General features: G+C 69.2%; 15 protein-coding genes. 8 read left to right on the top strand and 7 right to left on the bottom strand.

Annotated features, from left to right (window positions below; all coding sequences use genetic code 11):
• Positions 1–13: 13 nt before the first annotated feature.
• The 6 genes from QE385_RS06770 to QE385_RS06795 all read right to left on the bottom strand — a co-directional run bounded on the left by QE385_RS06770 (position 14) and on the right by QE385_RS06795 (position 8448).
• The gene (locus QE385_RS06770; RefSeq protein ID WP_307100288.1) at positions 14–1270 is read right to left on the bottom strand and encodes an allantoate amidohydrolase; all 1257 of its coding nucleotides are present in this window, start codon (positions 1268–1270) and stop codon (positions 14–16) included.
• Complete coding sequence (locus QE385_RS06775; protein ID WP_307104609.1) at positions 1264–2844, bottom strand: gamma-glutamyltransferase family protein; 1581 nt, start codon at positions 2842–2844, stop codon at positions 1264–1266. The genes QE385_RS06770 and QE385_RS06775 overlap by 7 nt, the downstream gene beginning before the upstream one ends.
• On the bottom strand, positions 2844–4202 hold the full coding sequence (locus tag QE385_RS06780) for an AtzE family amidohydrolase (protein ID WP_307100290.1): 1359 nt from the start codon (positions 4200–4202) through the stop codon (positions 2844–2846). Before QE385_RS06780 ends, QE385_RS06775 begins: the two co-directional genes overlap by 1 nt.
• Positions 4199–4363: a hypothetical protein gene (locus QE385_RS06785; RefSeq protein ID WP_307100292.1), complete on the bottom strand. Its 165-nt coding sequence runs from the start codon at positions 4361–4363 to the stop codon at positions 4199–4201. Before QE385_RS06785 ends, QE385_RS06780 begins: the two co-directional genes overlap by 4 nt.
• Before the next feature lie 30 nt (positions 4364–4393).
• Complete coding sequence (locus QE385_RS06790; RefSeq protein WP_307100294.1) at positions 4394–6727, bottom strand: TonB-dependent receptor; 2334 nt, start codon at positions 6725–6727, stop codon at positions 4394–4396.
• 173 nt (positions 6728–6900) lie between these two features.
• Complete coding sequence (locus QE385_RS06795) at positions 6901–8448, bottom strand: adenosine deaminase (RefSeq protein ID WP_307100295.1); 1548 nt, start codon at positions 8446–8448, stop codon at positions 6901–6903.
• Positions 8449–8656: 208 nt separating this feature from the next.
• Here QE385_RS06795 and QE385_RS06800 point away from each other — a divergent pair, with 208 nt between their 5' ends.
• From QE385_RS06800 to QE385_RS06825, 6 genes are read left to right on the top strand one after another with little or no spacing between them, the layout of a single operon-like run.
• Positions 8657–10012, top strand: coding sequence for an NCS2 family permease (locus QE385_RS06800; protein WP_307100299.1), 1356 nt, complete (start codon positions 8657–8659; stop codon positions 10010–10012).
• Positions 10013–10016: 4 nt separating this feature from the next.
• Positions 10017–11420 (top strand): xanthine dehydrogenase small subunit, encoded by a 1404-nt coding sequence (xdhA, locus tag QE385_RS06805; RefSeq protein WP_307100301.1) that lies wholly within the window; start codon positions 10017–10019, stop codon positions 11418–11420.
• Complete coding sequence (xdhB, locus tag QE385_RS06810) at positions 11420–13732, top strand: xanthine dehydrogenase molybdopterin binding subunit (protein ID WP_307100303.1); 2313 nt, start codon at positions 11420–11422, stop codon at positions 13730–13732. Before xdhA ends, xdhB begins: the two co-directional genes overlap by 1 nt.
• An 11-nt stretch (positions 13733–13743) precedes the next feature.
• Complete coding sequence (xdhC, locus tag QE385_RS06815) at positions 13744–14679, top strand: xanthine dehydrogenase accessory protein XdhC (protein ID WP_307100305.1); 936 nt, start codon at positions 13744–13746, stop codon at positions 14677–14679.
• Between the two features lie 2 nt (positions 14680–14681).
• The gene (gene guaD / locus QE385_RS06820; protein ID WP_307100308.1) at positions 14682–15971 is read left to right on the top strand and encodes a guanine deaminase; all 1290 of its coding nucleotides are present in this window, start codon (positions 14682–14684) and stop codon (positions 15969–15971) included.
• Complete coding sequence (locus QE385_RS06825) at positions 15944–17095, top strand: nucleoside hydrolase (protein ID WP_307100310.1); 1152 nt, start codon at positions 15944–15946, stop codon at positions 17093–17095. Before guaD ends, QE385_RS06825 begins: the two co-directional genes overlap by 28 nt.
• Here the strand turns inward: QE385_RS06825 and QE385_RS06830 are convergent.
• The gene (locus QE385_RS06830; protein WP_307100313.1) at positions 17077–17997 is read right to left on the bottom strand and encodes a LysR family transcriptional regulator; all 921 of its coding nucleotides are present in this window, start codon (positions 17995–17997) and stop codon (positions 17077–17079) included. The genes QE385_RS06825 and QE385_RS06830 overlap by 19 nt on opposite strands.
• Before the next feature lie 237 nt (positions 17998–18234).
• Between QE385_RS06830 and QE385_RS06835 the strand changes: the two genes are divergently transcribed.
• Together QE385_RS06835 and QE385_RS06840 are read left to right on the top strand one after the other, a co-directional pair.
• Positions 18235–20721 carry a TonB-dependent siderophore receptor gene (locus QE385_RS06835; protein WP_307100315.1) on the top strand — a complete coding sequence of 829 codons (2487 nt, stop codon included), beginning with the start codon at positions 18235–18237 and terminating at the stop codon, positions 20719–20721.
• Between the two features lie 59 nt (positions 20722–20780).
• On the top strand, positions 20781–21884 hold the full coding sequence (locus QE385_RS06840; protein ID WP_307100317.1) for a purine nucleoside permease: 1104 nt from the start codon (positions 20781–20783) through the stop codon (positions 21882–21884).
• Positions 21885–21907 lie beyond the last annotated feature (23 nt).

The raw sequence follows: 21907 nt of genomic DNA on the forward strand, positions 1-21907 counted from the left end.
CTCGCCGAAAAGGTCAGGCGTCACGATAATCTCCTCCCAATCGGTCGATAAAGCCGCGCATCGCGGCAAAGGCGGCATCGGCATCGGCCGGGTCGACATGTTCGGCCGGGTTGTGGCTGATCCCCCCGGCACAGCGCAGGAACAGCATCGCGACCGGCCCCAGCGCGCCCATCGCCATCGCGTCATGCCCCGCGCCCGACATCAGCCGCCGCGAGCCCTGCCCGGTGGCGACGACCGCCGCGTCGAGCAGATCCATCAGCCCCGGATCGCACGGACATGGCGGCAGGTCGTGGACGGTCGCGACGGTGAGGCTCACGCCCCGATCGTGCGCGATGGTGTTCATAGCCTCACCGATCGCCGCGGCGGCGCGGTCGCGGCGGTCGGTCGCGCCTGCGCGAATGTCGACGGTGAAGCGCACCTCGCCCGCGATCACGTTCGCCGCGCCCGGCGCGACCTCGATCCGGCCGACCGTCGCGACCAGATCGGAGGCGGCGGCGACCGCGATGTCCTCGACCGCCGACACCATCCGCGCGGCGGCGGCCAACGCGTCACGGCGCAGGGGCATGGTGACGGTCCCGGCATGGCCCGCCACGCCGTTCACCGTCACCTCAAGACGGAGTTGAGCGGCGATGCCGGTCACGACGCCCAGCGCCAGCCCCTCCGCCTCCAGCACCGGCCCCTGTTCGATATGCGCTTCCAGATAGGCGAGCATCGAGCCCGGCGCGCGACGTGCGGTCGCCAGCGCAGCCGCTTCGCTGCCGAACTCACGCAGCGCGGCATCGACGCTGATCCCCGCCGCATCGGCCATGTCGGCCGCGCCGGGCGTCAGCGTGCCCGCCACCGCGCGGCTGCCCAGCATCGCGGCGGGAAAGCGCGATCCCTCTTCGTCGCCAAAGCCGATCACCTCGATCGCGAAGGGCAGCCTGCGCCCCTCGGCATGAAGCGCGGCGACGCATTCGATGCCCAGCATCACGCCCAGCGGCCCGTCATAGGCCCCCGCATCGCGCACACTGTCGAGATGGCTGCCGATCACCAGCGCGGGCGCGTCCGGGCGCGTGCCCTCATAGCGGCCGATCAGGTTGACGGCGGCGTCACGGCGCACCGACATGCCCGCCGCCTCCATCCATGCCCCGACGCGTTCGATCGTCGCGCGATAGGCGGGCGTCAGCCAGCCGCGAAACAGCCGGTCCGCCCGGTCGCTATAGGGCGCCCGCGACAGCTCGAGACAGCGCGCCACCGCGCGCGCGCCGGATGCGGTCGTCGTCACCATGTCGCCACCATGCCGTCGCTGCGCGGATCGGCCGCGCCCTCGATCATCCCGCCGGGATGGCGCAGGATCGTCCCGGCATGCCCCATCATCGACGACCAGGCGGGCACGCGTTCGACCACATGGCCCGCCGCCGCCAGCCGGTCGTACAAGGCCGGGTCGAACCCCGCCTCGATCTTCAGCGTGGTGCTCTGGTCGCCCCAGGTCCGCCCGAGCAGCCAGCGCGGGGCGTCCACCGCCGCCTGCAAAGGCTGGCCGAACAGCGCATGGCGAGTGAAGATCGCCGCCTGGGTCTGCGGCTGTCCCTCGCCGCCCATCGTGCCATAAGCCATGACCCGGCCATCGTCGAACCGCGCCAGCGCCGGGTTCAGCGTGTGGAAGGGCCGCGCACCGGGTCGCAGCCGGTTGGGGCCGTCACCGTCGAGTGCGAAGGAGCAGCCCCGATTCTGCCACACGATGCCGGTCCGGGGCAGGACAATGCCCGATCCGAACTCGAAATAGGTGCTCTGGATACAGCTGACGACCTGCCCGCGCGCGTCGGCCGCGCCAAACCAGGTGGTATCGCCCAGCGCCGGGGGATGCGGCCATGGCGCGGCGCGGGTGGTGTCGATCGCGCCCGCCATGCGGTCCAGCGCGGCGGCATCGCGCAACAGCGCCTGCGCATCCTGCGTCATCGTCGCCGGATCGCCGACATGCGCGTCGCGCCAGCGGAACGCCTGCTTGGTCGCCTCGACCAGCCGGTGGACATGATCGAACCCATCGGCCTCAGCCGCGCGCAGCCGGTCGAACAGCGCCAGGATCAGCAGCGACGCCACCCCTTGCGTCGGCGGCGGCAGGTTGAACAGGCGCGCCCCGGTGATCGCCACCTCCAGCGGCGTGACATTGCGCGCGTCGAAGGCGGCGAGGTCGGCTGCCGCGAGCGGACTACCGAGTTGGGTGAGGTCGTCGGCGATTAGCTGTGCCAGCGCGCCGCGATAAAAGCCGTCCAGCCCCTCCCCCGCCAATCGCTCCAGCGTCACCGCCAGCGCGGGCTGGCGGAGCAGATCCCCCTCGACCAGCGGACGGCCTTCGGGCTCGAAGACAGACGCATAGGCGCCGGGTAGATCGCGGAGCGCGGGCGACGCGGCGGCGGCGACCTGCGCTCCGCCCGCCGTAACAACGACGCCGCTCCGCGCGTGATGGATGGCATCGCGCAGCAATCGGTCGAGCGGCAAGGTCGCGCCGCTCCGCGCCAAGGCCGCCTGCCACCCCGCGACGGTCCCCGCCACCGTGTTCGCCGCCAAGGGTCCGCGCCACGGAATGGTCGCATGGTCGTGGTACAGCGCGCGGTCCGCCGCCAGCGCCGCCGCGCCGCAGGCGTCGATCGCCCAGGTCCGGCCGTCCGGCTCGGCGACCAGCCAGAAGCCGTCGCCGCCGATCCCGGTCATGTGCGGATAGACAACGGCGAGGCAGGCGGCGGTCGCCACCGCCGCCTCGACCGCGCTGCCGCCCTCGGCCAGCACGTCGCGCCCGGCCTGGGCCGCCAGATGGTGCGGGGCGCTGACCATGCCGCGCAGGGAACGGGGGGTCGCGCGCATCATGCCGCCTCCGCCAGAAGAGGAACGGGCGGACAGGCCACCAACCCCGCCGCGACCAGCGCCGCCGCCGTGTCGAACAAAAGCGCCTCACGCCCCGGCGCGGCGATCAACTGCACGCCGATCGGCAGTACCCCTTCGGCCTGGGCCAGCGGCACCGACAGGATCGGCACCCCCGCCAGGCTCAGCGGCTGGGTGTGCAGGCCCAAATCGGCGCGCGCGGACAGGGTCTGGCCGTCGATGACGATCGTCGTCGCATCGATCCGGGGCGCGGGCATCGGCGTTGCGGGGGCCAGCAGCAGGTCATGCTTGGACAGCGCGTCGGCGACCTCGGCCATGAAGCACGCCGCGACCGCCTCGGCATCGCGGACAGCGGCCACCGGCTGAAGCGCCCCCGCGATCAGCCGGTCGCGCGTCGCCGGATCGAACGCCATCGCGTCGCGGCGCAGCGCGGGCAGATGGCGATGGCCACCCTCGGCCCCGGTCAGCAGGAAACCGGCGGATCGCGCGGCGGCGGCATAGCGCAGCACGACCGGCGGCCCCGCCTCCAGATGCGCGGCGATCCGATCGATCCCGGCAAGGACGGCGGCATCGGCCCGCCCGGCGAACCATCCGCCCAGCGCCGCGACGCGAGGACGCCCGCCCGCGAACGGCGGCAACGCTTCGCCGAGCATCACCGCATGGGCCAGCGCCATATCCTCGGGCGACCGGGCGAAGCACCCGACCGTGTCGAGCCGCTCGACAAAGGGATAGACACCCTCGACCGACAGAGCGCCGAAGCTCGGCCGCAACCCGAATATCCCGCACAGGCTGGCGGGCACGCGGATCGATCCGTTGGTATCCGATCCCAGCGCCAGCGGGACCAGCCCCGCACCGACCAGCGCCGCCGACCCGCCCGACGAACCGCCCGCCAGCCGATCGGGATCGTGCGGGTTGCGAGTGGTGCCGTAATGGGCGTTCTCGGTCGAGAAGCCATAGGCGAACTCGTCCATATTGGCCGTCGCGACCAGCATCGCCCCCGCCGCGCAGAGCCGCGCGACGACCTCGGCATCACGGACCGCCGCCGGGGCCTGTGCGCGTTGCCGGGCACCGGCGGTCGTCGTCTCCCCGGCGACGTCGAACAGGTCCTTGACCGCGAAGGGCACGCCCGCGAGCGGGCCGGGATCGCGCCCAGTAGCGACCGCCGCGTCGACCCGCGCCGCATCGGCCAGCGCCCGCTCCCGCAACAACCGCGTGGCCGCGTTCAGGCCATCGTGCCGCGCGATGCGGTCGAGCGTGTCGGTCGCGACCTGCCGGGCCGATAGCCGCCCCTCGCGAACCTGGGCGGCGATGGCGCAGGCGGTTTCGGGCAATGCGCTCATTCCGCGTCCTCCGCCAGAGCTTCGCGCACGACGGCATGATGCCGCGCCAGCAATTGCTGGTTGGCGACGACGCCGTCCAGCGCCGCTGCCGGAAGGGCCAGCCCCAGGCGTTCGGCCTGAAGGATAGCGGCGTTGCGTTCGGCTTCCGTCGGCTGCGTCATGCTATCGTCTCCCCATCGCTCGGCGCGCGGTCAGAAGCTGTACCGCACGCGGCCGATGACGGTGCGCGGCGGGATCAACTGGTCGAAAGTGGCGTTGACGCCGAACACGTCGGTGAAGCGCGTGCTGATGCCGTCGGTGTCGAACAGGTTCTGCGCGCTCAGGCTGATGTCCCAGCCGTCGCCGAACCGGACGCCGCCGGTCAGGTTGACTTGGTTGTAACCGGGGATGCGGTCGATCGCGGGGTTGTTGAACACGCGCGCCTGCATCGCCCCGCGCCGGATGAACAACCCCGAGGCATAGCCGCGCAGCCCGTTGCCGAACTGATGGTCCCAGTTCACGCCCGCCGTGGCGCTGAACGCGGGCGTCTTGGCGAGTTGGTTGCCGTACAGATCGCCGATGACCGCCGCACGGGCCAGCGTCACGGCAGGCGCGAAGATGCTGAGCCGCTGGTTGACGACCAGATTGCGCTCCGCCGCGGTCGCATTCACGCTGTCCAGCGCGCGGGTGTGACCGCTGACCTTGCTGTCGAGCAGGGTCAGGCCGGTGTTGAACCGCAGGTCGCGGCTGGGCGCGAAGGTCACTTCCGCCTCCGCACCCAGGATGCGGCTGCGCGGGATATTGGCGACGCCGCTCGACCGATTGCGCGGGTCGCTGGTCATGTATTGCAGGTCGACATAGTCATAGCCGAACCCGGCCAGATTGGTGCGCAGCCGCCCGTCGAGGAAGTCCGCCTTCAACCCCAGCTCATAGGCGTCGATGCGTTCCGGGCGGAAGGTGCGGAACACCAGATCCTCGGCCACGTCGGCAATGCCATAGGTCAGGTTGTTGCCGCCCGGCTTGAACCCGCGCGTATAGGAGGCATAGGCCATGCGATTGCGGCCCAGGTCGAACTCCACCGCCGCGCGCCCCGTCACCGCCGTCCCCTGCGACGTGATCAGCGCGGTCGGTCGGCCGGTCGACAGGGTGAAGAAATTATAGTTGCGGTTGGTCGCCCGGTCATCCGTATAGCGCAGCCCGCCCGTCATCCGCAGCCGGTCGGTCGCATGCCAGGTCGCCTGCCCGTAAAAGGAGAAGGAGCGGCGCTCGGGGAAGAAATCGCTCTGGAAACCGATGTCCCCGGCGGGCGGCAGGCCGTTATTGGCGAGCGCGTTGAACGGATCGAGCACCCCGTTGCGGTTGCGATCGACCCGCTCGAACGAATGCGCCTCGATCTTCTGCTGGAACCAGAAGGCGCCGAGCACCCAGTCGACGCTGCCGAACAGGGGCGTGCGCGACACGAGGTTGAGCTCGGAGGTATAGGAGCGATGCGCCTGATCCTGCCGCTCGTAGAAGCTGCGCTCGACGGCCAGCGGCCCCACCAGCGCCACGTCGGAAAAGTCGTTGTCGCGATATTTGCGGACATCCTCGCGCTGGTGGCTGCCCAGATATTTGACGGTGAAGCCCGGCAGGTCCCAGGTGGCGACAAGGCTGTACAGTTGCGAGCGCAGGAACAGGTGCGACGGCGAGTCCTGCGCCAGTTGCCGGTCGCCGTCCGCGTCGCGGCGCGGGGTCGGATCGAGCAGGCCGAAGCGCGCGGGCCCGTTGGTGTCGCTGCGGAATTGCTGCGCGGTCAGGTCGATATGGAAATTGTCGGCGGGTTTCCACAGCAGCTGGAACCGCCAGGCCGCGTCGTTGCGCTGGTCCAGCTTCTGCCCCAGCCGGATGTTCGTCGTGGTGCCGTCCTGCTTCAGCCAGCTTCCCGCCGCGCGCACCGCCATCGTCGATCCGATGGGCAGGTTCACCGCCGAGCGCAGGTTGCGATAGTCGAACGATCCATAGGCCGCATCGACATAGCCCTCGGTCCGGTCGAGCGCGGGCGCGACCGTGACCAGATTGATCGCGCCACCGGTCGAGTTCTGGCCGAACAGCGTCCCCTGCGGCCCGCGCAACACCTCGACCCGCCCCACATCCAGGAAGTTGCCGCCCAGCGCGAAGGGCGACACGATATAGACGCCGTCCTGGTGATAGGAGACGGACGGCGCGGCGACGTCATTCTGGTTCGCCTCCTGCCCGACGCCGCGAATGGACAGCGTGGTGCGCTCCCCCTCGGCATTGCCGACGGTCAGGCCGGGGGCCAGCGCGCTCAGATCCTGGAAGGTGTTGATGTTGTTCGCGACCAGCGCATCGCCGGTCAGCGCGGTGATCGCCTGCGGCACCTGCTGCAACCCCGCCTCGCGCTTTTCGGCGGTGACGACGATGTCGGGCAGATATTCTTCCTGCGCCGCATCCGCCGGTGTCGCCGGCGTGGCGACCTGCGCCGCGCATGGATCGGCCAGCAACGTCGCGCAGGACAGCAGCAGCGACCATTTCGTCCAGTTCATCATTTGCCCCCGCACCTGATTTCGCATGGGCCGGGCGCCGTTCCTCAACCGTCCGCCGGATGATGTCGCGCGGCGCCGCCCGCTTTCGAGGGCTGTGTTAGCGTCGACAAATAGGGCGGCAGAAGCGCAATATTCCGCCCCAAGCGCGCGCATTTTTCGCTCACCCTTTGGGCTGGTCAGTCGAAGCTCTGCCGCTCGAACCTGTCGAAATCGCGTTCGAGCCGTGCCTCCAGCCGCGCCTTGGCATGGGTCGCGGTAAAGGCGCGGCATGCGGGTGTATCGAGGCGATCGCAGGCCGCGACACGCGCCCCGCCCGCGCGGTCGCGCCACAGGCTGCCCCCCGGCAGGAAGGAATAGTGCAGCGAATCGCGCGCCATCTGCTTGAGGTCGGGGTAGCGCAGCTTCTGTTCGGTCACTCCGCGCAGATATTCGTTGGTCATGTCGCTGCGCGAGACGCCCTCGTCGTCGGTCGACAGGACCACCGGCACGCCCGCCTGGCGATAGAGCGACAGCGGATGGTCGCGCCCCTTCACGCCCAGGATCACCGCGTTGCTGGTCAGGTTGATCTCCACCGCCACCCGGTCGCGCGCCATGCGGGCGAGCAGGGCGCGGGCATCGGTTTCATAGGCAATGTCGACACCATGGCCGATCCGGCGCGCCCCCGCGACCTCCACCGCGTCCCGAATATGAAAGGCCAGCTCGCGCGGGGGGACCAGCCCCAAGGTCAGTTCGCCCGCGTGCAGCGACAGCGGGACGGCGGGATAGCGCGCCTTCAGGAAGCGCAGCATCCGCATGTGCAGCGCATAGTCGCGCAGCGCGACCGGATCATGTTCGGGCGCGACGATATTGACCGCCACGAAACGCGGATCGCCCTGCGCCAGCGCAAATCCCAGCGCGAGTTCGGCGAAGACCTGCACCGGTGGCCGGGTGCGGATGGCGGCATATTGATACCGGATTTCCGTGGCGCAGGCGGGCTTCGGGTTGGCCGTGGCGCAACCGTCGATCGATGCCATCTCCGCCTCATAGGCGTCATATTCCGCCCGCGTCGCCTGCACCGCGCGGGGCAGTTCGGGCGCGATCCTGGCATAGAGCGCGGCCAGATCGCCCACATCGCCTTCCCCGACCTTCGCCAGCAAGGGCTGCGTCGCGGCCGAACCGGTGCTCAACTCGGCATAGGACACGCCATCGGCGGCGGCCTGCTGGCGCGCCAGGGCGAGCACCTTGCCGCCATGCCGTGCGGCGATCGGCCAGAAGGCACCGAAGGTCGCGAAGAAGCGGTCATAGCCGGATATGCGCGGATCGCCGGTCCCCGCTTCGAAGCCACGCGTGGAGAAGGCGTCGACAAAGGCGGCGTAGCGCGGATAGTTGCGGACCAGATCGGCCGCCGCGACCCGGCCGGGCGCGTCGCAGGGTGCGGGCGCCACGCCGACGGGATCGGTCGACAGGCACAGTCCCTCCGCCGCCGCCCATTGCAGCATATCCTCGGCATAGACCGCACCGCCCGCGTGATTGTGCAGGTCGCCGCCCTTGGGCATGGTCTGAAGGAACATGCGCAGCCGTGGCGGGCTGTCCGCGATACGGTCCAGATAGGCGGCGGTCCGCGCCTCCGGCGATGTCGGCGCGGCCGCCCCGCCGAGCATCGCCGCCGCCAGCACCAGCATCGCGCAGGTCGCAACCGCGCGCCCGCGCCTGCCCCTGCGACCGTCATTGCAACGGGCGTTCATTCGCTATCCCCCTTGATGATGCCCGCCTGTCTAGGGGGCGGATTCCGCTCCGCCCATCGCAATATCCGGCACGTCGCGTTGCCTTAAACCGCGCGCGGGGCGCACCAAAGGGTGCGCTCATTTTTGCAACGATCTATCCCGTTCATTGATGTAGATCGGTCGGGCAGTGAATGGCATGACGCCCGTGAGGCGGATTTCGGGGGACGCAATGACAGATAGGGCAGCGACGGAAGAACCGGCATCGACCGCGCTGGAACGCCGTTTCCTGTTGCGCGAGCGCGGCACTTCGCTGCGGACGGAGGTGCTGGCGGGAACCACCACGTTCCTGACCATGGCCTATATCGTGCTGGTGAACCCCGCGATCCTGGGACAGGCCGGGATGCCGGTCGCGGCGGTCGCCGCCGCCACCTGCTTCGCCGCCGCCTTCGCCTCGATCCTGATGGGGATGGTCGCCAATGTGCCGCTGGCACTGGCGCCGGGCATGGGCCTGAACGCCTATTTCAGTTTCACCGTCGTCCAGCAGATGGGCATCCCCTGGCCGGTCGCGTTGGGGTGCGTGCTGATCTCGGGCGTCTGCTTCCTGATCCTGACGCTGACCGGGGTGCGACAGCTGATCGTCTCGGTCATTCCGTCGCATCTGTTCGCGGCGGTGGCGGGCGGGATCGGGCTGTTCATCGGTTTCATCGGGCTGAGGAATGCCGGGATCGTCGTCGCCAGCCCCGCGACGCTGGTGACGCTGGGCCCGTTGACCCAGCCGGGCGCGGCGCTCGCGCTGCTGGGGCTGTTGCTGATCGCGATGCTGAGCATATGGAACGTGCGCGGCGCGATGCTGATCGGGATCGTCGTCACCACCGCCGTCGCCTGGATGACCGGCCAGGTCACGGTGAAGCCCGAACCCTATAGCCTGACCATGCTGACCGAGACCGCGTTCCGCATCGACCTGCCCGGCGTGTTCGGGGCGGGCGGGCGGCACGGGCTGGGCCTGTTCGAGATATTGTTCGTGTTCCTGTTCGTCGACCTGTTCGACAATATCGGCACGCTGGTCGCGGTGACCAAACGCGCCGGGCTGATCGACGCGGCGGGTCGTATTCCCGGCCTGAACCGCATCCTCCTGACCGATGCGGTGGCGACCATGGTCGGCGCGATGGCGGGCACCAGCACTGTCACCAGCTATGTCGAGAGCGCGGCGGGGGTGCAGGCGGGCGGGCGCACCGGGCTGACCGCCATCGTCACCGGCCTGTTGTTCCTGCTGATGATGTTCGTCGCGCCCTATGCGCAGCTGGTACCGCTGGCCGCCACCGCGCCCGCGCTGATCGTCGTCGGCGGGCTGATGCTGTTGCCGCTGGCCGAGGTGAAATGGGACGATCCGCTGGCGGCGATCCCGGCTTTCCTGACCGTCGCGATGATCCCGCTGACCTTCTCGATCGCCAATGGCCTGGCCTTCGGCATCACCGCGCATGCCATATTGAAGGCGGCACGCGGACAGGCGACGCGGGCCGACTGGTTCCTGTTCCTGCTCGCCGCCCTGTTCGTCGCGCGCTTCGTCTGGATGGGAGCGGCGTGAGGCGATGACGATCCGCTTCCTTCTCGACGATGCGGTGGTGGAGGTCGCCGACGCCGAGCCGACCGCCACGCTGCTCGACCATCTCCGCTATCGCCTGCGCCGCACCGGCACCAAGGAGGGTTGCGCCGAGGGGGATTGCGGTGCCTGCACGGTGCTGGTCGGCGAGCCGGACGGAGAGGGCATCGCGTGGCGCGCGGTCAATGCCTGCATCCTGTTCCTGCCGATGATCGACGGCAAGGCCGTGCTGACCGTCGAAAGCCTGTCGCGCGGCGAGACGCTGACCCCGCTCCAGTCGTGCATGGCGCGCAACGGCAGTTCGCAATGCGGCTTCTGCACGCCGGGCTTCGTCATGTCGCTTTACGGCCGCGCGGTGGGCGCGGCGGGGCACGCGCTGCCGGTCGCCGATGTGATCGCCGGGAATCTGTGCCGGTGCACCGGCTATGGCCCGATCCTCGCCGCCGCCGAGGACGCGCCCCGGATCGACCGCGACGATGCACGACTGGCCGCGACGCTGCGCGACCTTCGGACGGCCTCAGAGCCGACAGAAGCAAATTGGTTCGCACCGCGATCGGCCGACGACCTTGCCGCGCTGCTGCTCGACCATCCCGATGCGCGGCTGATCGCCGGGGCCACCGATGTCGGGTTGTGGGTGACGAAGGGACTCCGCGACATCGACACGCCGGTCTTCATCGGCGACGTGTCCGAGCTGCGCACCATCCTGGAGGACGCCGCCGGGGTCACGCTGGGCGCGGCGGTGCGTTATGCCGAAGCGCATGACGCGCTCGGGCGGCTGCATCCCGATCTGGGCGAGTTGGTGCGGCGGATCGGCGGGTTGCAGGTGCGCAATGCGGGCACGATCGGCGGCAACATCGCCAATGGCTCGCCCATCGGCGACGGACCGCCCGCGCTGATCGCGCTGGGCGCGTCGCTGACGCTGCGTCGCGGGGACCAGCGGCGGACCCTGGCGCTTGAGGATTATTTCCTCGGCTATGGCCGCCAGGACCGGGCGCCCGGCGAGTTTATCGAGCACATCCATATCCCCCGCCCCGCCCCCGATGCGATCATCCATATCGCCAAGCTGTCGCGCCGCTTCGACAGCGACATATCCGCGGTGTGCGGCGCCTTCGCGCTGACGCTGCGCGACGGCGTCATCGCCGAGGCGCGGGTCGCGTTCGGCGGAATGGCGGCGACGCCACGCCGTGCCCCGGCGTGCGAAGCGGCGCTGACCGGCGCATCCTTTTCGCAAGCGACGATCGCCCGCGCCGTCGCCGCGCTGCGCGAGGATTTCGCGCCGCTGACCGATGTGCGCGGCAGCGCGGCCTATCGTCACGAAGCGGCGGGCAATCTGCTGTGGCGGCTGTGGCACCGCGAACAGGGCGAGCCGGTTTCGGTCCGGGAGGCGGTCTGATGGCCGATCCCGTTACCACCCCCGCCGCCGAGCCGATCCTGAAACCCTCGCTGCCGCATGACAGCGCGGTCCTGCATGTCACCGGCGCGGCGCGCTATGTCGATGACGAGCCCGAACCCGCTGATCTGCTCCACCTCGCCTTCGGCCAGTCGGGCGAGACGCATGCCGCAATCGTCGCGCTCGACCTGTCGGCGGTGCGCGCCGCACCGGGGGTGGTGGCGGTCTTCACCGCAGCCGACATTCCGGGGCATAATGACGTCAGCCCGGTCGCGCATGACGACCGGCTGCTCGCGGACGGGGAAGTCCTGTATCGCGGCCAGCCGGTCTTCCTCGTCGCGGCGACCAGCCGGGGTGCGGCGCGGCGGGCGGCGCGGCTGGGGAGGATCGACTATGCTCCCCGCCCCGCGCTGCTGTCGATCACGGACGCCCGCGCCGCCGCCTCGCTGATCGAGCCGACCCAGCGCATGGCGCGGGGCGATGCCGCCGCCGCGCTCGACACCGCGCCGCATCGCCGGTCCGGCGGGTTCGCGATGGGCGGGCAGGACCATTTCTATCTGGAGGGGCAGGTCGCGCTCGCGCGTCCCGGCGAGGACGGGCAGATCCATATCACCAGCTCGACCCAGCATCCCAGCGAGGTCCAGCATCTGGTCGCCGACCTGCTGGGCGTGACGTCGGCGGACGTCACGGTCGAGGTGCGTCGCATGGGCGGTGCGTTCGGCGGCAAGGAGACGCAGGCGGCCCCCTTCGCCGCCGCCGCCGCTCTGGTCGCCGCCAAGACGGGTCGCCCCGCCAAATTCTGCTGCGACCGCGACGACGACATGGTGCTGACCGGCAAGCGCCATGATTTCGAGGTCGGCTATGATGTCGGTTTCGACGACGAGGGCCGGATCGTCGGACTGGTGCTGCGGCTGGCGTCGCGGTGCGGGGCGACGGTCGACCTGTCGCCCGCGATCAACGACCGTGCGATGTTCCATGCGGACAATTGCTATTGGCTGCCCGCGATCGAGATCGTCTCCGAACGGCTGAAGACCCATACCGTCTCCGCCACCGCCTTTCGCGGCTTTGGCGGGCCGCAGGGGATGCTGGCGATCGAGCGGGTGATCGATGTGGTTGCCGCCGCACTCGGCCGCGATCCGCTCGAGGTGCGCATCGCCAATCTCTACGGGCCGGAGCGCGACGTGACGCCCTATGGCATGACGATCGCCGACAATACCGCGCCCGCGCTGATCGCCCGGTTGCGCGACGACAGCGACTATGACGCGCGCCGCGCCGCTATCCGCGAGTTCAACGCCCGCCACACGGTACTGAAGAAGGGCATCGCGCTGACCCCCGTGAAGTTCGGGATCAGCTTCACCACCACCCATCTCAACCAGGCGGGCGCGCTGGTGCATGTCTATGCCGATGGCAGCATCCAGCTGAACCATGGCGGCACCGAAATGGGCCAGGGCCTGTACATCAAGGTCGCGCAGGTCGTGGCCGACGTCTTCGCCGTGCCGGTGACAAAGGTGCGCATCACCGCGACGCGCACCGACAAGGTTCCCAACACCTCCGCCACCGCCGCTTCGTCGGGGGCCGATCTGAACGGCATGGCGGCGTTCGAGGCGGCGTGCACCATCCGCGAGCGGCTGGCGGGCGTGGCGGCGTCGATCGGCGGCTGCGCGGTGGAGGCGGTGCGCTTCACCCCGGCCGGGGTGGTCGCGGGGGCGGAGACGATCCCTTTCGACACGCTGTGCCGCAAGGCGCATCTGGCGCGGGTGTCGCTGTCCTCGACCGGATTCTATGCGACCCCGGACATCGCCTATGACCGTGCGGCGCATCGCGGGCGCCCCTTTTACTATTTCGCCTATGGCGCGGCATGCGCGGAGGTGGTGGTGGACACGCTGACCGGCGAACACCGCGTCCTGGCGGTCGATATCCTCCACGATGTCGGCCGGTCGCTCAATCCGGCGATCGACCTCGGCCAGATCGAGGGCGGGTTCCTCCAGGGCCAGGGCTGGCTGACCACCGAGGAACTGGTCTTTGCCGAGGATGGCCGGTTGCTGACCCATTCGCCCGCCACCTACAAGATCCCGACCGCCGCCGACCGCCCGCACCGTTTCCGGGTCGCGCTGTGGGACGGGGAGAATGTCGAGCCGACGATCAACCGCTCGAAGGCGGTCGGCGAGCCGCCGTTCATGCTGGCCCAGTGCGTGCTGTCCGCGCTGGGCGAGGCGGTGGCCGCAACCGCGCCCGAACGGCGCGGCTTTCCGCCGCTGAACGCGCCCGCCACGCCCGAGGCGATCCTGCGCGCGATCGCCGCCCACCGCGCATGAACGCGCTGTGGATGACCAGGCTGCGCGACGCCACGCCCGGCGAGCGGATCGCGCTGGTTACGGTGCTGGCGACCGAGGGGTCCGCCCCGCGCGGAGCGGGCACCCGGATGGTGGTGACGGACGCCGCCGCTTTCGACACGATCGGCGGCGGCGCGCTGGAGCATCAGGCGATCGAACAGGCCCGCGCGATCCTGGCCCACCCACCCGGCACCTGGCGGATACAGGATTATCCGCTCGGGCCCCTGCTCGGCCAATGCTGCGGCGGGCGCGTCCGGCTGTTGATCGAGCGGATCGACCCCGATGCGCTGGGCTGGATCGAAACGGCGACCATCGGCGCGACGCTGACCACCCTGCTGCACCCGTCGGGCATCACGCGCACCATCGATCCGGCGGCGGCAATCGTCGCCCTGTCCGCGCGCGGCGAACGCCCCGGCGCGGGCGCATGCTGGGCCGAACGGCTCGGCCAGTGGCATCGGCCGCTCTATCTGTTCGGTGCAGGCCATGTCGGCCAGGCCATCGCGCGTCAGGCGATCGGCCTGCCGCTGCGGCTCGCCTGGTTCGACAGCCGCGCGACGATGCAGGAGTTGAAGGGCGTGACGATCGTCGACGAGGATCGCCTGCCCGCCTGTCTGGCCGACGCGCCCGCCGAGGCGGCGGTGCTGATCCTGACCCATGACCATGGGCTCGATTACCGGCTGACTCGCGCCGCCTTGACGCGCCCGCCGCTGGCCTTTGTCGGGCTGATCGGATCGGCGACCAAGCGCGCCCGCTTCCTCGCCCGGCTGACCCGCGACGATGTGCCGGACGAGGCCCGCGCCCGGCTGACCTGCCCGATCGGGCTGGCGGCGATCACCGGCAAGGAACCCGACGTGATCGCGCTGTCGGTCCTGGCCCAGCTTCTCGCGCTGGGCCGCGAGCCCGCCCCCCACCCCGCCATTGCCGAGTGACCATGACCCTACGCCTTTTCCGCGCCGAATTGCTGTCGATCGGTGCCGATCCCCGCGACGATCCGACCGCGATCCGGCATGAGCCCGATGGGCTGCTCGCGGTCGAGGACGGACTGGTCGTGGCGCGCGGCGATTATGCGACGCTGGCGCCGCAGTTCGAGGGCGTCGCCGTCGAGCGGCTGCCCGGCATCGTCGTCCCCGGCTTTGTCGACGCGCATGTCCATTATCCGCAGATGGACCGCATCGCCTCGCATGGCGAACAGCTGCTCGACTGGCTGGAACGCCATATCTTCCCGGCCGAAAAAGCCTTTGCCGACCGGGCCCATGCCGCCGCCGTCGCCGATGCCTTCCTGAGCGAGCTGCTCCGCCACGGCACGACCAGCGCGCTGGTCTTCCCGACCGTCCACCCCGGATCGGTCGACGCGCTGTTCCAGGCGGCGCTCGACCGGCGGATGCGGATCCTGTCGGGCAAGGTGCTGATGGACCTGGGCCCAGACGGCCTGCGCGACACGCCCGAGACCGCCCGCGCCGATAGCGAGGCGCTGATCAAGCGATGGCGCGGGCGTGGACGGCTGGGCTATGCGGTGACTCCGCGTTTCGTCCTGACCTCGTCCGACGAACAGCTCGTGCAGGCCGCCGCGCTGCTCGAGGCGAACCCCGATGTGCTGCTGCACACCCATCTGGCCGAGAACCGCCACGAATGCGCCGCCGTCGCGGAGCGTTTCCCGCACGCGCACGACTATCTCCACGTCTATGATCGGTTCGGGCTGGTCGGTCCGCGATCGGTGTTCGCGCATGGCATCCACCTGACCGACCGGAGCTGCGCGCGGATCGCGGAAGCCGGGGCGGGGATCGCGGTCTGCCCGACCTCCAATCTCTTCCTGGGGTCCGGCTTCTTCGATTTCGGGCAAGCCGACACGCACCGGCTGCGGCTGGGCCTGGGCAGCGATATCGGCGCGGGCACGTCCTTCTCGATGCTCCACACCGCCGGGGTCGCCTATCAGGCGGCGCTCGCGCGCGAGTTGCGGCTCGATCCGTTTCGGGCGCTCTATCTGGCGACGGCGGGCAGCGCGGCGCTGCTCAACATCGGCGACCGGGTCGGGGCGCTGCTGCCCGGACAGGAGGCCGATTTCGTCGTGCTGGACGAAGCCGCCACGCCGCTGCTCGCGCGGCGGACCGCCGGCGCGGACCTGGCCGCGCGGCTGTTCGCGATGCAGGTGCTGGGCGACGACCGCGCCGTGCGGCGTACCTATGTGATGGGCGAATGCGCCTGGGATCGGGGGACGGGCTGATGCGCAAGCTGGGGTTGCAGCTTCTTGGATGTGTGATGGCGCTGCTCGCGGCGACGATGCCCGCGCAGGCGCAGGAGAACCGCCGCCTGGTCGTCATCGATGACGAAGGCTTCGGGCTCGGCCATGTCATGCTGCTCGACGCGCCCGATGTCGAGGTGCTGGGCATCACCACCGTGACCGGCAATGTCTGGGTCAACCGCGCCACCGCCCTGGCGCTCAAGGGCGTCGAGCGGATGGGGCGGAGCGTGCCCGTCGCACAGGGTGCGACCTATCCGCTGGTCAATTCGGAGGTGCTGACCGAACGCTGGGAGGCGCTGTACGGCAAGCTGACCTGGAAGGGCGCCTGGATGCGCCAATGGGTCGAGCCGACGAAACAGAGCACCCCGCCCTATCACCGCGCCGACGATCCGGTCGCCCTGCCCGGCGGCAATCCGACCACCCGCCCCTCGCCCGAGATCGCCGCCAATTTCCTGCTGCGCATGGTGCACGAGCATCCCGGACAGGTGACGATCATCGCGATGGGGCCGCTGACCAATCTGGCGCTGGCGCAGCGGCTCGACCCCGCCTTTGCGGGTCTGGCCAAGGAGCTGGTCTATATGGGCGGCAGCCTCAATCCCCGTCAGGTAAGGGACGGCGTGTCGGCCAGCCAGTTTGCGCGCGAATTCGTCCATTCGCCGCGCCGCGAGTTCAATGCGCGCTTCGATCCCGAGGCGGCGAGCATCGTGTCGCGCAGCCCGTGGCGGCACATCACCATCGTCCCCGCCGACCCGTCCACCGCGACCGAGCTGACGCCCGCGCTGATCGCGCGGCTGCGCGCGGTGTCGTCGCCCGCCATGGCAGGCTGGATCGGGTCGCTCGAACCGGGCTTTCCGATGTGGGACGAGATCGCCGCTGCGATCTGGCTCGAGCCCAAGATCGTCACCACGCGCGACACCGCCTTTGTCGATTACGATACGCAGTTCGGGCCGGGTTACGGCGATATGCTGTCGTGGAGCCCTGGCTATCAGCCGGGGATCGGCGAACAGCGCGCGGAGGTGATCCGCGCCATCGATCCCGCCCGGCTGGAGGCGCTGATGCTGCGGCTGCTGGCCCGTCCGACCCGGCCTCAGGCCGCCGGGGGCTGATAGGCGAACTGGGTGAAGCCCGCCTCGATCTCGCGCAGCACCATCGCGGCGGCATAGGAGGGCGTGCGCGCGGTCGCGGTGCACAGGGCCAGCGTCATCGGGCGCAGCACCTTGTCCGCGATGCGCGTGAACGCCAGCGATCCGTTGCGCACCTCGGTCGATACGTCCAGCGAGGTCAGGATGCCGACGCTGTCGCCCTGCTCGATCAGCGAGGCGATCATCTGGATATTGTCCGACGTCACCCGGCGGTTGAGCGTGACGCCCGACGTCGCCTCCAGCACCGCGACCTGCTGGTGCACGGCCAGCGGCGCGGCCGGGAGGATCACCGATTCGCCGTCGCAATCGGAAAAGCGAATCTCCGGCTGCCCCGCCAGCCGATGCCCCGGCGGCGAGACGATGCCCAGCACCACGTCGACAAAGGCGCGGACCGTCAGATCCTGATAGGATTGCGGGTCGAACAGGATGCCGAAATCGACGTCATTGGCGGCGATCGCGCGCCGCACCTGCTCGTTGCCCAGCACATGCACCCCCATGGTGATGCCGGGATGGCTTTGCTGGATCGCATGGATCGCGGCGGGCATATAGCCCTTGGACAGCGCGTCGATGACCGCGATGTCGACATGGCCGCGCTTCAGCCCGCGCAAATCCTCGATCTGGGCCAGCGTGTCCCCGAGCTGCTTCTGCCAGCGTCCGCCCGCCGCCATCATCACCTCGCCCGCCGCCGTCAGCCGCAGGCCGGTGGACAGCCGTTCGAACAGCTGCACCCCCAGCCGCGCCTCGGCATTCAGGATCTGCCGGTCGATCGCCGAGGCCGACACCGCCAGCTCATCGGCGGCGCGCCGGATCGAGCCCAGCCGCCCGACCGCCATGAAATATCGGATGAAGCGCGATAGGGCGGGCATGCTCTAATTTATGCAACGGATCGTCGTCATCATTGCGTTTGAATGCAACGATCCCGGCCCGTAGGTCAACTGCCGGTTCGGTATCATGACGCGGCCACCGTGCGATTGCCGCGCAATACGGACCGGCGTGACGACGATGGCCAGACGCCGCCGCGATCACGGGGGAGAGATCAGGGACAAACAGCGACGGACCGGTCCAGGGGAATGGGCCGGGCGTCACATGGGGGGCTGACACTGATGACGCTTGCTTGCTCGCTATCGACCATTTCGCGCGCGCCCGGGCGGGGGCGCCGCACCGGGATCGCTCTGCTCCTGTCGCTGCTGTGCGGGACCGCGATGACCACGCCCGCCCTCGCCCAGCAGGCGACGACGGCCACCCCGCCCCAGCCCGCCGCGCAGGACGGAGCGGAGATCGTCGTCACCGGATCGCTCGACGCGCTGCCGGTCAAGGATGTCGGCTCGGTTTTCGGGTTCGACAAGACGCTGGTCGAAACGCCGCGCTCCGCCTCGACGATCAGCGACGAACAGATCGAGCGGTTCGGCATCACCGACATCTATGATCTGGTCGCGCAGTCGCCCGGCACCTTCACCAACTCCTTTTTCGGAGTGGGCGGCGCGCTCGACATTCGCGGCACGCCGGGCGAGACCTATTTTCGCGGCGTCCGTCGCCTCGACAATGCGGGCAATTATCCGACGCCGATCGCGGCGGCCGACCGGATCGACATCGTGCGCGGCCCCGCCTCGCCCATCTATGGCCCGTCCAAGACGGGCGGCTATCTGAACTTCGTGCCCAAATCGGCGCGGGTCGCGGGCGGCGCGCTGCTGAGCGGTCCGACCGGCGAGGTGAGCTATACGGGCGGCAGCTGGGACCGGAACAATCTGCGCGCCGAGGTGCGCGGGCCGCTGCACCTGGCGGGCGCCGATCTGGGCTATAGCCTCTATGCTGAGGTCGAGGATTCGGGCAGCTATTACCGCAACATGTCGACCCGGCAGACGATCCTGCAGGGCGCGTTCGACCATCAGCTGACCGACCGGATCAAGATCGAGTTCGGCGGCCAGTATCAGAACTTCAAGGGCCAGCAGAATGGCGGCTGGAACCGCCTGACGCAGAAGCTGGTCGATAACGGCACCTATATCACCGGCACCGCCAAGCCGCTCGACACCAATGGCGACGGCCAGATCTCCCAGGGCGAGATCAACGCATCCATCCCCGGCGGCCTGTCGATCTTCGGCAATTACACCTGCCCCAACAGCACGCCCAGCCCCTTCGCCACCGGCTTCACCAATGCCTGTTTCACCCAGACCTATCCGCAGCTGAACCTGGTCAACACCGGCACGACGACGCTCAGCCGCCGCAACGTGCTGACCGGGCCGAACGACAAGCTGGAGAACAAGCAGACCACGCTCTATTACGACATCACCTTCGATGGGCCGAGCGACCTGACCGTCAAGAACCAGATCTTCTTCGACCATACCCAGAATATCAACAACAATGATTACGGCTTCTCGCAGCGCGTCAAATCCTATGTTATCGAGGACAAGATCGTCATCGCCAAGTCGATCAAGACGGACATCGGCAAATTCTCCGGCCAGTTTTCGCCGTCGGTACGCTATGTCAATTTCGATTATGGCGATGATTTCGATTACGAATATTTCCACCGTGTCGACCTGACGCAAAGCTATACGCCCGCGTCGAACCGCCTGCTCGCGAACGAGTGCAATTGCGGCTATACCGACCGGGTCTTCGGCCACACCACCGACTTTGGCCTGGCCGCGCTGGTCGATCTGGATTTCGACTTCGGGCTCGATCTGCTGCTGGGCGGGCGGTACGATAAGGTGGACGCCGCGTCGCGCTATGATCCGACCGTCATGGACCGGGTGCCGACCCGCGTTTCGGCCAAGGGCAGCGACGATGGCTGGTCGTGGACCGCCAGCGCGTCGTACAAGCTGCCCTTCGGACTGATCCCCTATGCGACCGCGTCGCAGCAGGCGACGATCGTTGTCGGCCAGGGCGCCGAGGTGCTGCCCGAGGCGGTGGCATCGGGCTTCATGTCGACCTCCCGCCTGTACGAAGGCGGCATCAAGGGAAGCTGGCTGAACGAGCGGCTCTATGCGGCGCTCTCGGTCTACAAACAGAACCGGACCGACTTCAACATCCAGTCGATCACCGTCAACCAGGCGGTCGAGACCAAGGGGGTCGAGGCCGAAGCCCGCTGGGCGGTCGATCGCCACCTGCTGGTGACCGGCGCCTATACCCATACCGAGGTCGTCAACCTCACCGGCCTGCAAGCGGGTTCGCTCTTCAGCTTCTTCGGCATTGAGGATCTGGTCAACGTCACCAACCCGACGCTCTATCTGGGCGGCCAGCCGATCGGTCTGGTGCCGATCACCAACCGCAATCAGGCGCGGCGCGCGGGCATTCCCGCCAACCTCTATTCCGCCACCGCGACCTATGGCTTCGACAACGGCCTGTCGGTCAGCGGCAGCGTGGTGAAGGTCGACTCGGTCTTTTCCGGCCAGTCGCAGGCGGTGCGGCTGCCCGGCTATACGCTGGTCGATCTGTCGACCTCGTATCAGACCGGCCCCTGGCTGTTCCGCCTGGTCGTCAAGAACGCGACCAATGCGCGCTATTTCCGCGCCAACTTCACCGAATTGTTCGGCAGCACCATCGTCCTGCCCGAGCGTCCGCGCAGCTTCCTGGCCTCCGCCGTCTATAAATTCTGAATGGGCGCACGGGGATGCGAGCCGCCCGTTCGCGTCCCCGTCCCGCCGGAGTATCGATCATGAACCCTCTCGTCACCGGGCTGCTGCTCGCCGCCATGGCCCCCGCCGCGCAACCCGCCCCACAACCTGCCCCGCAACCCGCCCCACCGCCGTCGCTTTGCGCCATCGCCGCCCCCTGCCCCCGCCCCCTGCCGGTGCGGATGGTCGTCGTCACCATGTTCGAGATCGGCAAGGACGAAGGCGATGTCGCGGGCGAGTTCCAGCTGTGGAAGACGCGGCGCGATCTGCGCCAGCGCATCCCCTTCCCGCACGGCTATCACGACCTCTATTACAACCCAGACACGCAGATATTGGGGGTCGTCACCGGCGTCGGCTCGGTCCGCTCCGCTGCCGCGATCACCGCGCTGGGCCTCGACACGCGGCTCGACCTGTCACGCGCCTATTGGCTGGTCGCCGGGATAGCCGGGATCGACCCCGAGGACGCCTCGATCGGCTCGGCGGCCTGGGCACGCTACAGCGTCGACGGCGATCTGGCGCATGAGATCGACGCGCGCGAGATACCCGCCGACTGGAAGACCGGCTATTTCCCGATCGACCGCAAGGGCCCCAACGATCCCGCCCCGCCCCGGCCCGATGGCGGAGAGGTGTTCGCGCTGAACCCCGGCCTGACCGAATGGGCCTATCGGCTGACGCGCGACGTGCCGCTGCCCGATGATCCGGGGATCGCGCGCGAACGCGCCCGCTATACCGACCATCCCAATGCGCGAAAGCCGCCCTTCGTCCTGATCGGCGACCAGTTTTCGGCGATGACCTTCTGGCACGGCGCGCTGCTCAATCGCTGGGCCAATGATCACACCCGGTACTTCACGCAGGGCAAGGGCAATTTCGTCACCAGCGCGATGGAGGAAACCGGCACGCTCCAGGCGATCGCCTATCTCTCGAAGATCGGCCGGGTCGACAAGGACCGCGTCCTCGTGCTGCGCGCGGGCAGCAACTACACCATGCCGCCGCCGGGGGTGACCGCCGCCGACTATCTGCTGCGAGAGAATGAGGGCTATGCCGGGCTGAACGCGTCGGTCGAAAGCCTCTACCGGGTCGGCAACCGGGTGGTGGAGGAATTGCTGTCCCACTGGGATCGCTACGCCGCGACCCCGCCGCGCTGATGCGCCGCCGCCCCGGCACGGCG

The organism is Sphingomonas sp. SORGH_AS_0950 (genome assembly GCF_030818415.1).
Taxonomy (GTDB): Bacteria; Pseudomonadota; Alphaproteobacteria; order Sphingomonadales; family Sphingomonadaceae; genus Sphingomonas.

Excerpts from the sequence above, each read along its gene's own strand:
- QE385_RS06835 (WP_307100315.1), top strand. The coding sequence starts at position 18,235 with ATGACGCTTGCTTGCTCGCTATCGACCATTTCGCGCGCGCCCGGGCGG.
- xdhA (WP_307100301.1), top strand. The coding sequence starts at position 10,017 with ATGACGATCCGCTTCCTTCTCGACGATGCGGTGGTGGAGGTCGCCGAC.
- QE385_RS06780 (WP_307100290.1), bottom strand. The coding sequence starts at position 4,202 with ATGAGCGCATTGCCCGAAACCGCCTGCGCCATCGCCGCCCAGGTTCGC.
- QE385_RS06800 (WP_307100299.1), top strand. The coding sequence starts at position 8,657 with ATGACAGATAGGGCAGCGACGGAAGAACCGGCATCGACCGCGCTGGAA.
- QE385_RS06790 (WP_307100294.1), bottom strand. The coding sequence starts at position 6,727 with ATGATGAACTGGACGAAATGGTCGCTGCTGCTGTCCTGCGCGACGTTG.
- QE385_RS06795 (WP_307100295.1), bottom strand. The coding sequence starts at position 8,448 with ATGAACGCCCGTTGCAATGACGGTCGCAGGGGCAGGCGCGGGCGCGCG.
- guaD (WP_307100308.1), top strand. The coding sequence starts at position 14,682 with ATGACCCTACGCCTTTTCCGCGCCGAATTGCTGTCGATCGGTGCCGAT.
- QE385_RS06830 (WP_307100313.1), bottom strand. The coding sequence starts at position 17,997 with ATGCCCGCCCTATCGCGCTTCATCCGATATTTCATGGCGGTCGGGCGG.
- QE385_RS06840 (WP_307100317.1), top strand. The coding sequence starts at position 20,781 with ATGAACCCTCTCGTCACCGGGCTGCTGCTCGCCGCCATGGCCCCCGCC.
- QE385_RS06785 (WP_307100292.1), bottom strand. The coding sequence starts at position 4,363 with ATGACGCAGCCGACGGAAGCCGAACGCAACGCCGCTATCCTTCAGGCC.
- QE385_RS06775 (WP_307104609.1), bottom strand. The coding sequence starts at position 2,844 with ATGCGCGCGACCCCCCGTTCCCTGCGCGGCATGGTCAGCGCCCCGCAC.
- xdhC (WP_307100305.1), top strand. The coding sequence starts at position 13,744 with ATGACCAGGCTGCGCGACGCCACGCCCGGCGAGCGGATCGCGCTGGTT.
- QE385_RS06770 (WP_307100288.1), bottom strand. The coding sequence starts at position 1,270 with ATGGTGACGACGACCGCATCCGGCGCGCGCGCGGTGGCGCGCTGTCTC.
- QE385_RS06825 (WP_307100310.1), top strand. The coding sequence starts at position 15,944 with ATGCGCCTGGGATCGGGGGACGGGCTGATGCGCAAGCTGGGGTTGCAG.
- xdhB (WP_307100303.1), top strand. The coding sequence starts at position 11,420 with ATGGCCGATCCCGTTACCACCCCCGCCGCCGAGCCGATCCTGAAACCC.